This window comes from Candidatus Pelagibacter sp. RS40, assembly GCF_002101295.1.
In the GTDB taxonomy this organism is placed as follows: Bacteria; Pseudomonadota; Alphaproteobacteria; order Pelagibacterales; family Pelagibacteraceae; genus Pelagibacter.
Genome location: NZ_CP020778.1, coordinates 822,900 through 838,766, shown reverse-complemented (window position 1 = coordinate 838,766; position 15,867 = coordinate 822,900). Strand labels below are relative to the sequence as shown.

Here is a 15,867-nt window from a genome sequence, read left to right as displayed (position 1 = left end):
TTTATCGAACGCAATTCGTTTTCTTTCAATGGATGCAGTTGAAAAAGCTAATTCAGGCCATCCCGGGATGCCCATGGGAATGGCAGATGTTGCAACAGTTCTTTTTAAAAACTTTCTAAAATTCAATCCATCCAATCCAAGTTGGATCAATAGAGATAGGTTTGTTTTATCTGCTGGCCATGGATCAATGTTATTATATTCTTTGTTGTATTTAACTGGTTATAAAAGCATCAGTATTTCTGATATTAAAAACTTTAGGCAACTAAATTCTATTTGTGCTGGACATCCTGAGTATGAAAAAAACTCTGGAATAGAAACAACAACTGGACCCCTGGGACAAGGAATTGCAAATGCAGTTGGTTTTGCAATTGCTGAAGAAGTTTTAAAAAAGAAATTGGGAAGTAAAATAATTAATCATAAAACTTACGTTCTAGCAGGTGATGGATGCTTAATGGAAGGCATAAGTCACGAGGCAATGAGTTTATCAGGTCATCTGAAACTTAAAAATTTAATTATGTTATTTGATAACAACTCTATTTCAATTGATGGACCAACTAGTCTTGCTGTATCAGATAACTATAAAAAAAGATTTGAAAGCTATGGCTGGAATTATATTGATATTGATGGTCACAATGAAAGACAAATATTTAGCGCGATTAATAAAGCGCAAAAAGCGATTAAGCCAACAGTTATTTCTTGTAAAACAAAAATTGGATTTGGTTCGCCTAATAAAAGTGGTAAAGCATCTTCTCACGGGAGTCCTCTTGGGCCTAAAGAAATCGAGTTAGTAAGAAAAAAGTTAAACTGGCCTTTCAAACCGTTTGAAATACCAAAAAATATTTTAAAAGAATGGAGAAAAATAGGACTTAAAGGTTCTAAGACAGAAGCAAAATGGAATAAAGATTTTTCAAGAAATAAAAATAAATTAAAAGAATTGTTTAATAATAATTTTTCTAATTCAATTATAAAACAAAAGAAAGACGTTATTGCAAATTTAAAACCATTGGCAACAAGAAAGTCTTCTGAGGCTGTTTTAAACTCATTATTTAAATTAAAAAATAATTTAATAGGAGGGTCTGCAGATCTAGCGGGTTCAAACAATACAAAATCTAAATTTAACAAAGTTATAAATGCTAAAAATTTCGATGGTGACTATATTCATTACGGAGTACGAGAACATGCAATGTGTGGGATTATGAATGGTTTAGCATTGCACAGTAATTTAATTCCGTATGGAGGAACTTTTTTAATATTTTCAGATTATTGTAAGCCTTCAATTAGACTTTCTGCGTTAATGAAACAAAGAGTAATTTATGTAATGACACATGACTCTGTTGGATTAGGAGAGGATGGTCCAACCCATCAACCTATTGAACAATTGTCAGGCCTAAGATCTATACCAAATTTAAATATACTTAGACCTGCTGACCAAACAGAAACCATTGAATGCTGGGATCTCGCACTAAAAAACTCAAAAACTCCAAGCGTTCTTGCATTAACTAGACAAAACCTAGATCCAATAAGAAAAAGTTTTACGTCTACGAATAAATGCTCTTATGGCGCTTATGAGGTAATGAGAACAAATAAAAAAATAAAAATTACTATATTAGCTACTGGCTCTGAGGTAAATCTAGCTTTAAATATAAGTCATAAATTAGCCAAAGAAAAAATATACTCAAAAGTTGTATCTATGCCTTGCCAGGAAATCTTTGATAAACAAAGTCAAAAATACAAAAGTAAAATTTTAAATGAAACGAGCAAAATATTTTCTATAGAAGCGGGATCAGATCAATCATGGTCAAAATATATCAACAATAAAGGATTATCATTTTCAATTAATGATTTTGGAAAAAGTGCTCCTTATAAAAAGGTATATGATCATTTTGGATTAACGGTTGAAAAAATTTGTAAAAAAATAAAATTGAACATCAAAAAAAATGCCAATTAAAATTGGAATTAATGGTATGGGCCGTATCGGAAGAATGGTTGTCCGATCAATTTATGAAAATTATAAAGGGACAGTTCAAATTAAACATATTAATAATAGATCAGGCTCAGAAATTTGTGCAGACTTGTTAAAATACGATTCTGTTCATGGTAAATTTAATGCTGAGATAAAAAGTAATTCAAATTATTTAAAAATAAATAAAGACAAAATTTCATTTTCACAATTCTCAAATATTCAAGACATAAATTGGAAAAAATACGATGTTGATTATGTATTTGAGTGCACAGGCAAATTCAATTCTAAAGAAAAACTAATACCACATTTAAAAAATGGAGCAAAAAAAGTCATAGTATCAGCTCCATGTAAAAATGCGGACAAAACAGTTGTTTTTGGCGTTAATCACAGAAAAATTCGAAAGACTGATAATATTATTTCAGCCGCATCTTGTACAACTAATTGCCTTGCGCCTATTGCAGACGTAATAAATAAAAATTTTACAATCCAAAATGGTTTTATGACAACCATTCATGCTTTTACAACAGATCAAAGAATATTAGATAATTCGCATAAGGATCCGAGACGAGCAAGATCTGCAAGCCAATCAATCGTTCCAACATCAACTGGTGCTTCTAAGGCAATTGGCGAAATTATACCTTCATTAAAAGGAAAGCTTGAGGGTATTGCTATGAGAGTGCCAACTCCCAATGTATCTTTAGTTGAGTTTGTTTTTAATGTTAAAAAAAATATTTCTAAAGAAAAATTAAATAATTCATTTTCAAAAGCATCAAACTCTTATCTAAAAAATATCTTAGAGGTCACAAAAGAAAAATTAGTATCAATAGATTTCAACCATAATAGCTCATCAGCAATACTAGATATTTCTTTAACTAATGTTGTTGGCACAAAAATGGGAAAAATTTCTGCATGGTATGATAACGAATGGGGTTTTTCAAATAGAATGTGTGATATTGCAAGATATTTAAGCAAAATCAATTAATGAAATCCATAACAGATTTAGAAAATTTAAATAATCAAATAGTACTGCTAAGATTAGATTTAAATGTTCCAATTTTAGATGGAAAAATAACAGATACAAATAGAATAGATAAAATTATTCCGACAATTAATTTTCTCTTATCAAAAAAGGCAAAAATAATAATAATTTCTCATGTTGGAAGACCTAAAGGAAAATTTAAAAGCGAGCTATCTCTTCAACCAATAAGAGACAATTTAAGTTTGCAGGTTAATGAAAATGTCAAACTAGAGAAGGCAAATATTTTTAATTTAAAAAAAGATGAATTATTTAAAAGTGCTGGTGAAAAATTAATAATTTTAGAAAATATTAGATTTTACCCAGAGGAAGAGAATAATAATGAAAAATTTTCTGAACATTTAGCAAAACTTGGGGACATTTATGTAAATGATGCATTTTCATGTTCACACAGAGAGCATGCTTCAGTTACAAGTATTACAAAATTTATACCATCCTATAGTGGACTTCAGATCAATTCAGAAGTTGAGGCTCTTAAAAAAATTACAACAAAAATTAAAAAGCCAATTACTTGTATAATTGGCGGATCAAAGATATCTACAAAAATAGACATTATAAAAAACCTAATACCTAAATTTGATAATATTGTAATCGTTGGAGCTATGGCTAATAACATTTTAAAATACAAAGGTTACAATATAGGAGCCTCATTATTTGAAAAAAATTCTGAAAAAATAATTGAAGAAATTTTTTCTGAAGTAGAAAATAATAGTTGTAAAATATATTTCCCTGAGGATGTTAAAGTTGGAAAAAGCCTTGACGACGATTCTTTTCAAAAATCATTAAATCAAATAGAAAATGATGATATGATACTTGATGTAGGTTCAAAAACAATACAAAATATAAAAAGTATAATCGATAATTCCTCAACTATATTATGGAATGGGCCATTGGGATATTTTGAAAACCCTAATTTTTCAATAGGTAGTTTAGAAATAGCAAAATATATAGGAAATAAAGAAGGAAAAATTTATTCAGTTATTGGTGGTGGTGATACAGTCTCTGTTATTAACTCCATAAAAATTAAAAATAAATTTAATTTTGTCTCAACTGCTGGTGGAGCATTTTTAGAATATCTTGAAGGAAAAATTCTTCCTGGTATAAGAGCGCTTAATTAAATGTCTGAATTATACAAAATAGCAGAGAAAATTCTTCAAAACGGAAAAGGAATTCTTGCGGCTGATGAAAGCACCGGGACTATGAAAAAAAGATTAGACTCAGTAAATGTAGAGTCTAATGAAAAAAATAGATTAATCTTCAGAGAAACACTTTTTTCCTCAAACTCAATGAAAGAATGTATTGGTGGTGTGATATTATATGATGAAACAATTAGACAAAAGACTTCACAAAATAAATCTATATCAGAATTAATTTCTGAAAGTGGAGCGGTACCAGGAATAAAAGTAGATACAGGTGCAAAAATGTTAGCAGGATCTAAAGAAGAAAAAATTACTGAGGGATTAGATGGTTTAAGAGAAAGATTAAAAGATTATTATCAACTTGGTGCAAGATTTACAAAATGGAGAGGTGTTTATGTTATCTCTGAAACATACCCAAGCAAGTTATCAATTTCAGCTAATGCTCATGCTTTAGCTAGATACGCTGCACTAGCACAAGAAGCTGGCATGGTGCCAATTGTAGAACCAGAAGTTTTAATGGATGGTAAACACTCAGCAAAAGATTGTTATAATAAAACATCTGAGGTTATCAAAAGATGCTATGACGAATTAGATATAAATAAAGTTGATCTGAAAGGCACAATTTTAAAACCTAATATGATTCTTCCTGGAACGAATTCGAATGAGAAAATTTCTAATATCGAAGTAGCTGAAATGACATTAGAATGTTTAAAAAATAATGTACCATCTGAAGTTCCAGGTATTGCATTTTTATCTGGTGGACAGACAGAAGTTGAGGCAACAAATAATCTTAATCAAATAAATGTTAAAAATGACTCAAGTTTTATTATGACCTACTCATATGGAAGAGCTCTTCAACAAAGTGCTTTAAAGTTTTGGTCTAAAGACATAAACAATATCAAAGGAACTCAAGAAGTGTTTGATCATAGAGCTAAAATGTGTACTTTAGCAGCACAAGGGAAATGGTCAGAAGGTCTTGAAAATTCAAAATAAGAGATTTGTTTATTTAATCTCTCCCACAAAAATACCCGATAATACATTTTTTAAATCTCTAGAACTCGTTTTTAAATCAAAAAAGGTAAGTTTTTTTCAATTAAGATTAAAAAATGAAAAGCTTTCTAAAAAAATTTTTTTTTCAAAAAAAATAATCAAGATCTGTAGAAAATATGGTGTTAAATTTTTAGTTAATGATGATCCAATTCTTGCTTTAAAAGTCAATGCAGATGGTTGTCATTTGGGGCAAAAAGATATGAGCATCATTAAAGCAAAAAAAATTTTAAAGAATAAAATAATTGGAATTACTTGCCATAATTCAATTAGATTAGCAAAAAAAGCTTTAATGAATGGAGCGAATTATATTGCTGTTGGCGCTTTTTATAAAACTAAAACAAAAAAAGTAAAGTTTAGAGCAAAACCAAGTATTTTAAGAAAAATAAAAAAACTGAGTGAAAACCCTATTGTTGCAATTGGTGGTATAAACGAAAAAAACTATAAAAAACTTTTGTTGAACAAAGCAAACTTTTTGGCTATTTCAGGCTACATTTGGAATAATAATAAATACAAACCTTACGAAGCAATAGAAAAATTAAAATGAAAATAAATGCAACTGAAATAAGAGTTGGAATGATATTAGAACATAAAGACGATTTGTGGGAAGTATTAAAAACACAGCATGTAAAACCTGGCAAAGGTGGGGCTTTTGCACAAGTAGAAATGAAAAGTTTAAATAAAAATACAAAACTAAATGAAAGATTTAGATCTAGTGAAACCGTAGAAAAAGCATCTTTGGAAGAGATAAAATTTAATTATCTTTATGATGATGAAACAGATTATTTTTTTATGAATCCTGAAAGTTTTGAGCAGATTAATATTAAAAAAGAGATTGTGGGAGATAAAGGAAAAATGTTAACTGAAAATTTAGATGTCACAATCAATTTCCATGATGAGACACCTTTAAGCGTTAATTTACCCAATCAAATAAAAAGTAAAATTGAAACAACTGATGCAGCATTAAAAGGTCAAACTGTTTCATCTTCTTATAAGCCAGCAACTCTTGATAACGGTTTGAGTATTCAAGTTCCTCCATTTATAGAAAGTGGAGATGAAATAATTGTTGATACAAGAACAGTTGAATATGTAAAAAAAGTGTAATTGATGAATTCAATTTCCCCAAATTTAAATATTATGATTAAAGCTTGTGAAAAAGCTTCTAAAGTAATTATAAGAGATTTTGGTGAAATAGAAAATTTACAAGTATCTAAAAAAGGTCCAAGAGACTTTGTAACTAAGACAGATAAAAAAGTAGAAAAAATACTTATTGAAGAACTTTCAAAAGCAAAAAAAAATTATTCTTTTATTACTGAGGAAAGTGGAATAATCAAAAATACAAATGAAGAAGCTTGTTGGATAATTGATCCGATAGATGGAACAATTAATTTCATGCATGGAATACCTCACTTTGCTATATCAATAGCTTTGAGGATTAATGATGAATTGAAATCTGGTTTAATTTTTGATCCAATTAAAAATGAGATTTTTTATGCTGAAAAAAACAGTGGAGCATATTTTAACAATCATAGAGTAAGAGTTTCTAGTAAAATTGATTTGGAAGAATGTTTATTTTCCTCTAATAGCTATGGAGTAAAATTTGCAACTCCAAATTTAAATATGAGAAATACTGGATGTGCAGCTCTTGATTTGGCATATGTAGGATCTGGAAGATTAGATGGTTTTTTTCATAACAAAATTAATATATGGGATATTGCAGCTGGTATTTTAATCATTGATGAAGCAGGTGGTAAAGTAAGTGACATTAGTGCGTTTAAAGATGAAGCTATAGATCTAAGGGCCTCAAACAGTAATATTTACAAAAAAATGCTTGAAAAAATAAAAAACTTTTAATTGTTTTAAAGATTACTTTTGCTATAAACCGATCACTATGAAAAAAAATTTACACCCTAACTACCATACAATTAAAGTTGAAATGACAGACGGATCTCAATTTGAAACTAAATCTACATGGGGATCTGAAGGAGAGGTTCTAAAATTAGAAATTGACCCTAAATCGCATGCTGCTTGGACAGGTGGAAAACAAAAAATATTAGATAAAGGTAGAATAAGTAAGTTCAATAAAAAATTCCAAAATTTTAGATCAGAGAAAAATAGTTAATGTCTAACGCACCTTTAATGCCGATGGCAACCGCTGTTTGGCTAGTTGAAAATACTACACTTACATTTAAACAAATTGCAGATTTTTGCAAACTTCATGAGGTAGAAGTTCAAGGAATAGCTGATGGTGAAGTTGCAAAAGGTATAGTCGGGTACAACCCAATTATGTCTGGTCAACTTACTAGAGAAGAAATTAACTTATCATCTGAGGATAACAATAGACCGTTAAATTTAAAAACAAATGATGTTGAAATTGAGAATACAGAAAAGAAAATTAAAAAATATGTTCCATTATCAAAACGTCAAGATAAGCCAGATTCTGCTCTTTGGTTGATTAAACAACATAGCATTTTAAAAGACTCACAAATTGCAAAGCTTGTTGGAGTTACTAAGAACTCGGTCACAGCAATAAGAAATAAAAGTTATTGGAACTTTAATAATCTAAATGCAAAAGATCCTGTGGCTATGGGATTATTTTCTCAGAAAGAACTTGTAGATGCAATTGATAAGGCAGAAAGACGAATTAAGAGAGAGAGAAAAGAGAAAGAAAGAGCACAAAACTTAAAATAAATGAATAATAGACAAATAATTTATAAAGTGATAACTAATGCCACTTTTTGGAGGTTGTTATTAAAATAGAAGTTAAAGATAATAATGTTGAGCAAGCACTGAGAGTTTTAAAAAGAAAACTTCAACGTGATGGTTTTTTTAAGATTATAAAGTTAAAGAATACATATGAAAAACCATCAGAAAAGAAAAAAAGGATTCTTCAAGAAAACATTAAAAGAGTAAAAAAACTTAACAAACTCAAGAATAGGATTTAATTATCGCGGGGTGGAGCAGCCTGGTAGCTCGCAAGGCTCATAACCTTGAGGTCGACGGTTCAAATCCGTCCCCCGCAACCAATTTCAAATTTTAAATTTAGATTTCTTTGAGTCTATCAAAAAACCTTTAACAGTATCTGTTGTAAGTTTTTGAAAACTTTTTCCAAATTTTTCAATTTTTTCTATTATAGAGGGTGGTACTGTAATAATTTGACAACCTAATTGCTTTGCTTGGATATAATTGTACGGCTCTCTTGTACTTGCCCAAAGTATTTCAACATTTTTAAAATTTTTTGAAAATTGTATACTTTTTTTAAATTCAGGTACTGGATCTTTGCCTGCATCGGCCATTCTACCACCAAATATTGATATTATTACTTTTGTTCTTTTATCTATTTTGCTTAATATTTGTCTGGTTTGTTTTGCTGTGTAAACTGCTGTTATATTTAGCTTTACTTTATTTTTGTTTAAAGTCTCTATAGCGGCCCCCATAAATTTTCCTTCAGAATTAGTTACAGGAACTTTAACGTAAACATTTCTTCCCCATTTATTTATTTTATTGCCCTGTAATATCATTTCTTTTGAATTATCGGCAAATACTTCACAAGAAACAGGTTTGTTGGTAACAGCAAGAATATTTTTGGAATATTTAGTATAGTCTTTAGCTCCAGCTTTCCTCATTAAGCTAGGATTAGTTGTAAAACCTTTAATTATTTTTTTTTTATTATATTTTTTAATTTGATTTATATTTGCAATATCACAAAAAATTTTTATCAATTTACAAACTCTTAACTATTTCTTCTGTCATTTTTTTTGCGTCTGCAAACAGCATCAAAGTATTATCTCTATAAAATAGATCATTATCAATTCCAGCATAACCTGGTGACAAACTTCTTTTTACAAATAAAACTGATTTACTTTTTTCAACATCTAAAACAGGCATGCCGTATATTGGGCTTTGCGGGTCAGACTTAGCAACAGGATTTGTAACATCGTTTGCTCCAATTACATAAGCAACATCACAGTTTGCAAAATCGTTGTTTATTTCCTCTAATTCAAATACTTCATCATAAGGAACATTTGCTTCAGCCAATAACACATTCATATGTCCAGGCATTCTTCCAGCTACAGGATGAATTGCATAAGAAACTTTTACACCATTTTTTTTTAATGCATCTACCATTTCTCTTAATGCGTGTTGTGCTTGAGCAACAGCCATACCATAACCAGGCACAATTATTACAGAAGATGCATTTTTCATTAAAAAAGCTGCATCATCTGCATTCCCACTTTTTGTTGGTTTTTGTTCCTTACTTTGTTCTGATGATGCTTGATCTGTTGCTCCCCACCCTCCAAGAATTACGTTAAAGAATGATCTATTCATACCTTTGCACATTATGTATGAAAGAATAGCTCCAGATGATCCAACTAAAGCTCCAGTAATAATTAAAGCTGTATTTTCTAATGTAAATCCGATACCAGCTGCAGCCCAACCAGAATATGAATTTAGCATAGAAATTACTACTGGCATATCCGCTCCTCCGATTGGAATAATTAGCAAAACCCCAACTAAAAAAGAAATAGCTACAATTGTCCAAAAAATATTTGATGATTGAGTTTTACATAAATAATAAATTAAAAAAATAATTGCCAATCCTATAAATAGATTAATAAAATGTTGTCCTTTAAAAGTAATTGGCGCGCCTGACATTATGCCTCTTAATTTTAAGAAGGCTATAATTGAACCAGAAAATGTAATTGCTCCAATTGCAGCTCCTAAAGACATTTCAATTAAACTTGCAAGTTTTATACTTCCTGTACTTCCAAGATTAAAAGCTTCTGGATTTAAAAATGCAGAAATTGCAACAAAAACCGCAGCTAAACCAACTAAACTATGAAATCCTGCAACAAGTTCTGGCATCGCAGTCATTGGGATTTTAAATGCTATAAATGCACCAATAGATCCACCAATTACTAAAAATATCAAAACATAAATAAAACCAGAGCCAAAATTTCCAACTGACAAGAAAGTAACAATTATTGCTATCGCCATACCTGCAATACCAAAATAATTTCCTTGCCTTGATGTCTCTGGAGAAGATAGGCCCCTAAGAGCTAAAATAAATAAAATTCCAGAAATTAAGTAAAAGGTTGCGGAAAGATTTGCTGACATAAATTAATTTTATTTCTTTTTTTTCTTATACATTTGAAGCATTCTTTGAGTAACCAAAAAACCACCAAAGATATTCACAGCTGCTAAAATAATTGCAAGAAAACCAAATATACTTGAAGTTTCAAAAATTTTATCTGAGTTGCTTTCTAAAGCTGCAATTATTGCACCTACAATTATTACAGAAGAAATTGCGTTTGTAACTGACATTAATGGAGTATGTAGAGATGGTGTTACACTCCAAACCACGTAATAGCCAACAAAAATTGATAATATAAATATACTAAATCTGAATATAAAGGGATCTATTTCCATAATTATTTAATTTGAGTTTTTTCTATAATTTCATCTTCAAGATTAATAGAAAATTTTTTATTATCTTTATCATATAAATTGCTTACAAAATTGAACATATTTTTTGCATATAAATTTGAGGCCGAATTTGGAAGTTTATTTAAAATATTGCTATCTCCCATTATTTTAACTCCATTATGATCTATAATTTCATTTACTTTTGTAAGCTCAGTATTTCCTCCCTGAGAAGCTGCAAGATCATAAATTACAGACCCGCTTTGCATCGCTTCAATCATATCTTTTTTAACAATTAATGGAGCTTTTTTTCCTGGTATCAAAGCAGTACAAATAACTATATCAATTTTTTTTAATGTTTCTTTTATTAAATTTTCTTGTTTTTGTTTAAATTCTTCAGATGCTTCTTTTGCATACCCACCTTCGGTCTCTAAATTTTCTGCACCCTCAACAACTAGGAATTTGCCACCTAAACTCTCAACTTGTTCCTTTGATGCTAGCCTTACATCTGTTGCATAAACTATACTTCCCATCCTTTTTGCTGTCGCTATAGCTTGTAAACCTGCAACACCTGCTCCTACTACTAATACTTTAGCCGCCGGGATTGTGCCTGCGGCAGTCATCATCATAGGTATAGCTTTTTGATAATAAGCGAAGGAATCTACTACTGCTTTATATCCCGCTAAATTTGCTTGAGATGAAAGTATGTCCATTGATTGTGCTCTTGTAATTCTTGGTAAAAGTTCAAGTGAAAAACAATTTATTTTTTTTTCTAAAAGTTTATTAATTTTTTCTTTATTTGAGTAAGGGTTTAAAACACCGATTAAAATTTGCTTATTTTTCAATTTTTCAAAATTTTCTTCAGCAATTAAATTCATTTGTAAAACTACATCAGCCTCCGATAATACTTTATGTTCATTATCCAATATTTCTGCTCCCTCATTAATAAATTCCTTATCAAAAATACCTAGATGTTCACCATACCCTTTGGGTAGAATTATATTAAGATTTAATGATTTATATTTTTTAACTATTTCTGGTGTAATAGCTATACGCTTTTCTATTTCTAGGTTTTCTTTTATTGATCCTAATTTCATTTATAAAAGAAAGATTGCCATCAATACTAAAACACAAATTACAGCAATAGTTCCCCAAAGTACAAATTTGGTAAAATTATTCCAAGTATTTTTATGGTTCTCATTATCCATCAAACTATTTCTGTCTTGCTTTAAATTTAGGGTTTTTTTTATTGATAATATAAACACGACCGCGTCTTCTTACCAATTTAGAATTTAGGTCTCTTTTTTTCAATGACTTTAAAGAACTGGCAATTTTCATTATTTTAAAATTTTCTGGTCTTTAATAAACGAAGCAACATAATCTTTCAAACTTTTTTTTCCATATCTTCTTATTATTTTGTTTCTTAATGACATTTTTGTCATAGCAGAAGCAAACCTTTCTCCCTCTCTAGGTGGTAAAATCTTTATTTTACTGCCAAACATTTTTGCAACTTTTAGAATCGAAAAGCTTTGTTTATGTGAAATACTATAATGTTTTGATTTATTTTTTTTCCATGCCTCATAACAAACATCAATAGTATCTTTAATATATGTAAATCTTCTAGTTTGAGTACCTGGACTTACAACGGATAAAGGTAATTTATTTCTATATTGATTTTGAAAAATTCCAATAACTGTAGCCATTTCTCCAGTTTCAATTTGACCAGGGCCATAGACATTATAAAAATAAATTACCTCAAATTTAAAATTAAACCATTTTTTTAAATTTTCAAGCAATTCTAAATTTTTTGATTTTGTAAATGCATATGGTGAAAGATTTTTATCATTTCCATTATTTCCTAAACTTGCTGATGTAGCCGAGTAAATCAGTTTAATTTTATTTTCTAAACAAAAGTTAAAAACTGACTCTGATCCTATTGTATTAGACGTATAACATTCATCAAATTTTTTAAAACTCTGAAAAATTCTAGCAAATTCGCCAAAGTGGAAAATTGATTTTATTTTGTTTTTATTTTTTTTGAATATTTTATCTATATCTTTCGTGCTTCCGCGGTAATACTTTACTCTAGAGTTTATTATGTGATTTTTTTTATTCCCAGTAGAATAATTATCTAAACTAAAAATTTTAAATTTAGTGTTCTTTAAAAGTTTCTGAATTAAATTTGTACCAACAAATCCAGCTCCACCCGTTACAACAATAATATCTTTCATTTGGATTAGCCTGGCAATGTCCTACTCTTCCATGTCTTAAGACAAAGTACCATTGGCGCAGAAAGGCTTGACTTCCGAGTTCGGAATGGGATCGGGTATTACACTTTCGCAATAATTACCAGGCATGATTACATACTAAAAATTAAGCTTTATGTAAAGTTATTCATCAAGAAAATTTTGATAAAAGATTAAATTAAATTGGAAATATTAACAATTAGGAGCTCTAATTAGTTTATTAATCTTTTTTGCATAATTATTTGTTATTTTTGAACTTATAAACATGATCTACTATATTATTGTTAATTTCATATTCGTTTACAATTTTTTTTAATATTTTCAAAATTTCCTTAACATCTGAAGCTTCTATTAATTTTTCTAGTGACAATAAGTGTGGTTTTAACTCCCTCCAATTCATATATGGATCCTCTACTTTTTGAATTTTTGGGTGAATAGTTGATTTTGGATTTTGTCCTAATAATAATTCCTCATAAAGTTTTTCACCTGGGCGTAATCCTGTGATTTCGATCGAAATATCCCCATCTGGATTATCTTTATCTTTAATTGATAATCCTGAAAGGCTAATTATTTTTTTAATTAAATCTTTTATTTTTATAGGTTTTCCCATCTCTAATATAAACAAGTCTCCTCCCTGAGATAATGCACCTGCTTGGATTACTAATTGAGCTGCTTCTGACGCAGTCATAAAATAACGAGTAACTTCTGGATGAGTAAGAGTTACAGGGCCACCTTTTTTTATTTGATCTTTAAACTTTGGTATAACGGAACCAGAAGAACCCAATACATTACCGAATCTTACTAAAGAAACCTTTGTTTTATGTTTATTTTCACCTGCGAAAGCCAACAAACAAAGTTCTGAAATTCTTTTACTTACCCCCATTACATTCGTAGGTCGAACTGCTTTATCACTTGAAATTAATACAAAATCTGAAATTTCATAGGAAAATGCAATTTTTGCAATTTTTAATGTACCAAAAATATTATTGTTTAATCCTTCACAAATATTCTCCTCAACTAAAGGAACATGCTTGTGAGCTGCAGCATGATATAAAGTATTTGGTCTAAAAGTTTTTATAATGTTTTCAATTCGTACTTCATCTTGAATTGAGGCTATTATAGGCGTTATGATCAACTGTTTCTCAATTTTTAATTTTATTTGTTCAAGTTCTGAGTAAATTTTGTAAAGACTATGCTCGCTTATATCAATCAAAATTAACTCTTTAGGATCAAGTTTTATAATTTGCCTTGATAACTCAGAACCAATTGAACCTCCGGCACCCGTGACCATTATAGTTTTATTTTTTACATTTTTATTCAATAAATCCTGATTTGGTAAAACTTGATCTCTGCCAAGCAAATCCTCAATGTCTAATTCCTTAATATCAGAAGTAGATATTTTACCCTTAATTATATCTGAAAAACTTGGAAGAGTAATTACTGCAACTTTATATTTTTTTATTTTATCTAAAATTTCTATTCTTTTCGATCTATTGGCTGATGGAATTGCTAATAAAACATGTGATACATCTTTTGATTTAATTAAATAATCTAAATTTTTTACTGAATAAACCATCATTCCATTTATGAGTTTATTTTGTAGTTGCAAATTGTCATCAATAAAACCTAGCACCTTCATTTCACGTGCATCTTCTAATACTGATATTAATTGTCTACCAGCTGCTCCGGCTCCGTAAATAATAACTCTTGATTGTGAGCTTTTATTATTTTTAAGAAAAAAGTTTCCATCCAAGAAATATCTTACAAATAATCTTGATACATATACTAAAAAAAATAAAACTAATGGATGTATAATTCCTATCGATCTTGGTACACCAGAAATACCATAAATTGTAATTAAAATAATAGTTAATAATCCATAGATCCCTATAGCTAAACTAATTGATGATAAAGCTGATTTTCCTGAATAGCGAAATATCGTTTTATAAAAACCTGATATCCAAAATACTAATACTGCCAAAACTGCCAAAGCTAAAGCAGAAGTCAAAGTATTTTCTTTTAATTTTATAAATTCATCTAATCTTAAATAAAACGATAACCAAAAAGAGATAATTGTAAGTGAAAAATCACAAATGACAGCTGCAAATTGTTTAACATATCTAGGAAGGTCCGATATTGAGCCAAATAAATTATATAGTTTTTTTAACATATGTTATTGTTTTCAATTGACACCATTATTCATAACTTCTTATATATAGAAATATACAAGACTTTTCTAATTTTCAAAAAATTCTTTCTTATAAGAAATTTATTTAGTAATTCATCAATTTTAAAAAGTTATGATTGTTAAATGAAATTGCTTTTAACTTTTTTTGTCTTAAACAAATTTCAGAAATTAAAGAGTATTTATCTGATAGTGCATTGATTTTTTTTGAAATTAAAAATAATGTTTTTTCCCTATTGAAAAAATTCATAATTGTTAAAAATACAATATAAAGATAAAGTTTAACTGATCTATGTTTAATATAAATTATTCCTAAAGAGCTTTTCCAAAATCTTATATATAAATTATAATCTAAATCTGGATCTTTGGATTCACTTAAAATTTCCCCTTCGTCTGAAAAAACAATTGACGAAAAATCGGTTATTCCAGGTTTTACACTTAATAATTTTTTCTCTTCATTATAATATTTTTCCACCTCATTAACTACGTTAGGACGTGGTCCAACAAATGACATTTGTCCAAGAAGAATATTTATTAATTGAGGTATTTCATCAAATTTCGTCTTTCTTAAAAAGCGACCAATTGATGTTATTCTCGGATCATTATCTGATGATGATGTTACATTAGAAAGATATTTTTTTTTTTTTGACATTGATCTAAGTTTAAATTGGCTAAAAGTTTTAAAATCTTTTCCAACTCTTTTCCCTGAATAAATTGGATTTGAGAAATCATTTAAAAAAATAATAAAACAAATTATCAGAATTAAAGGTAAGATAATTAAGAAAATAATCAGAGCAATCAATCTCTCAAATATCATTAAAATATTT

At 29.0% G+C, this 15,867-nt stretch carries 19 protein-coding genes, 1 tRNA gene and 1 rRNA gene; 11 read left to right on the top strand and 10 right to left on the bottom strand.

What is annotated here, in order from left to right; all coding sequences use genetic code 11:
- The first annotated feature begins 28 nt into the window (after nucleotides 1–28).
- The 11 genes from tkt to B8063_RS04410 all read left to right on the top strand — a co-directional run bounded on the left by tkt (nucleotide 29) and on the right by B8063_RS04410 (nucleotide 8,211).
- Nucleotides 29–1,948: a transketolase gene (gene tkt / locus B8063_RS04460; protein WP_085069906.1), complete on the top strand. Its 1,920-nt coding sequence runs from the start codon at nucleotides 29–31 to the stop codon at nucleotides 1,946–1,948.
- Nucleotides 1,938–2,945 carry a type I glyceraldehyde-3-phosphate dehydrogenase gene (gene gap / locus B8063_RS04455; protein WP_085069904.1) on the top strand — a complete coding sequence of 336 codons (1,008 nt, stop codon included), beginning with the start codon at nucleotides 1,938–1,940 and terminating at the stop codon, nucleotides 2,943–2,945. Before tkt ends, gap begins: the two co-directional genes overlap by 11 nt.
- Nucleotides 2,945–4,117, top strand: a complete 1,173-nt coding sequence (locus B8063_RS04450; protein ID WP_085069902.1) for a phosphoglycerate kinase — start codon at nucleotides 2,945–2,947, stop codon at nucleotides 4,115–4,117. Before gap ends, B8063_RS04450 begins: the two co-directional genes overlap by 1 nt.
- Nucleotides 4,118–5,131 (top strand): class I fructose-bisphosphate aldolase, encoded by a 1,014-nt coding sequence (locus B8063_RS04445; protein WP_085069900.1) that lies wholly within the window; start codon nucleotides 4,118–4,120, stop codon nucleotides 5,129–5,131.
- Nucleotides 5,115–5,732 (top strand): thiamine phosphate synthase, encoded by a 618-nt coding sequence (thiE, locus tag B8063_RS04440; RefSeq protein ID WP_085069898.1) that lies wholly within the window; start codon nucleotides 5,115–5,117, stop codon nucleotides 5,730–5,732. Before B8063_RS04445 ends, thiE begins: the two co-directional genes overlap by 17 nt.
- Nucleotides 5,729–6,289 carry an elongation factor P gene (efp, locus tag B8063_RS04435; protein WP_085069896.1) on the top strand — a complete coding sequence of 187 codons (561 nt, stop codon included), beginning with the start codon at nucleotides 5,729–5,731 and terminating at the stop codon, nucleotides 6,287–6,289. The genes thiE and efp overlap by 4 nt, the downstream gene beginning before the upstream one ends.
- A 3-nt stretch (nucleotides 6,290–6,292) precedes the next feature.
- Nucleotides 6,293–7,039 (top strand): inositol monophosphatase family protein, encoded by a 747-nt coding sequence (locus tag B8063_RS04430; RefSeq protein ID WP_085069894.1) that lies wholly within the window; start codon nucleotides 6,293–6,295, stop codon nucleotides 7,037–7,039.
- Between the two features lie 37 nt (nucleotides 7,040–7,076).
- Entirely contained in the window at nucleotides 7,077–7,307 is a 231-nt protein-coding gene (gene rpmE, locus B8063_RS04425; RefSeq protein WP_075521083.1) for a 50S ribosomal protein L31, read from the top strand.
- Nucleotides 7,307–7,876, top strand: coding sequence for a cell cycle transcriptional regulator TrcR (locus B8063_RS04420; RefSeq protein ID WP_085069892.1), 570 nt, complete (start codon nucleotides 7,307–7,309; stop codon nucleotides 7,874–7,876). The genes rpmE and B8063_RS04420 overlap by 1 nt, the downstream gene beginning before the upstream one ends.
- A gap of 59 nt (nucleotides 7,877–7,935) precedes the next feature.
- Nucleotides 7,936–8,130, top strand: a complete 195-nt coding sequence (gene rpsU, locus B8063_RS04415) for a 30S ribosomal protein S21 (RefSeq protein ID WP_075521090.1) — start codon at nucleotides 7,936–7,938, stop codon at nucleotides 8,128–8,130.
- 4 nt (nucleotides 8,131–8,134) lie between these two features.
- Nucleotides 8,135–8,211: transfer RNA gene (locus B8063_RS04410), tRNA-Met, on the top strand.
- 3 nt (nucleotides 8,212–8,214) lie between these two features.
- Here the strand turns inward: B8063_RS04410 and B8063_RS04405 are convergent.
- The 10 genes from B8063_RS04405 to B8063_RS04360 all read right to left on the bottom strand — a co-directional run bounded on the left by B8063_RS04405 (nucleotide 8,215) and on the right by B8063_RS04360 (nucleotide 15,857).
- Complete coding sequence (locus tag B8063_RS04405; protein WP_085069890.1) at nucleotides 8,215–8,907, bottom strand: transaldolase family protein; 693 nt, start codon at nucleotides 8,905–8,907, stop codon at nucleotides 8,215–8,217.
- 1 nt (nucleotide 8,908) lies between these two features.
- Complete coding sequence (locus B8063_RS04400; RefSeq protein WP_085069888.1) at nucleotides 8,909–10,303, bottom strand: NAD(P)(+) transhydrogenase (Re/Si-specific) subunit beta; 1,395 nt, start codon at nucleotides 10,301–10,303, stop codon at nucleotides 8,909–8,911.
- A 9-nt stretch (nucleotides 10,304–10,312) separates the two neighbouring features.
- On the bottom strand, nucleotides 10,313–10,615 hold the full coding sequence (locus tag B8063_RS04395) for a proton-translocating transhydrogenase family protein (RefSeq protein WP_085069886.1): 303 nt from the start codon (nucleotides 10,613–10,615) through the stop codon (nucleotides 10,313–10,315).
- 2 nt (nucleotides 10,616–10,617) lie between these two features.
- Nucleotides 10,618–11,706 carry an NAD(P) transhydrogenase subunit alpha gene (locus B8063_RS04390; RefSeq protein ID WP_085069884.1) on the bottom strand — a complete coding sequence of 363 codons (1,089 nt, stop codon included), beginning with the start codon at nucleotides 11,704–11,706 and terminating at the stop codon, nucleotides 10,618–10,620.
- Complete coding sequence (locus tag B8063_RS04385) at nucleotides 11,707–11,817, bottom strand: aa3-type cytochrome c oxidase subunit IV (protein WP_085069882.1); 111 nt, start codon at nucleotides 11,815–11,817, stop codon at nucleotides 11,707–11,709.
- A 4-nt stretch (nucleotides 11,818–11,821) separates the two neighbouring features.
- Nucleotides 11,822–11,947, bottom strand: coding sequence for a type B 50S ribosomal protein L36 (gene ykgO / locus B8063_RS04380; RefSeq protein ID WP_085069880.1), 126 nt, complete (start codon nucleotides 11,945–11,947; stop codon nucleotides 11,822–11,824).
- Nucleotides 11,947–12,840, bottom strand: coding sequence for an NAD-dependent epimerase/dehydratase family protein (locus B8063_RS04375; protein WP_085069854.1), 894 nt, complete (start codon nucleotides 12,838–12,840; stop codon nucleotides 11,947–11,949). Before B8063_RS04375 ends, ykgO begins: the two co-directional genes overlap by 1 nt.
- A gap of 8 nt (nucleotides 12,841–12,848) precedes the next feature.
- A 5S ribosomal RNA gene (gene rrf, locus B8063_RS04370) occupies nucleotides 12,849–12,963 on the bottom strand.
- Between the two features lie 130 nt (nucleotides 12,964–13,093).
- Nucleotides 13,094–15,025, bottom strand: coding sequence for a polysaccharide biosynthesis protein (locus B8063_RS04365; RefSeq protein ID WP_085069853.1), 1,932 nt, complete (start codon nucleotides 15,023–15,025; stop codon nucleotides 13,094–13,096).
- A gap of 103 nt (nucleotides 15,026–15,128) precedes the next feature.
- Nucleotides 15,129–15,857 carry a sugar transferase gene (locus B8063_RS04360; RefSeq protein ID WP_085069851.1) on the bottom strand — a complete coding sequence of 243 codons (729 nt, stop codon included), beginning with the start codon at nucleotides 15,855–15,857 and terminating at the stop codon, nucleotides 15,129–15,131.
- Between the last annotated feature and the right edge of the window lie 10 nt (nucleotides 15,858–15,867).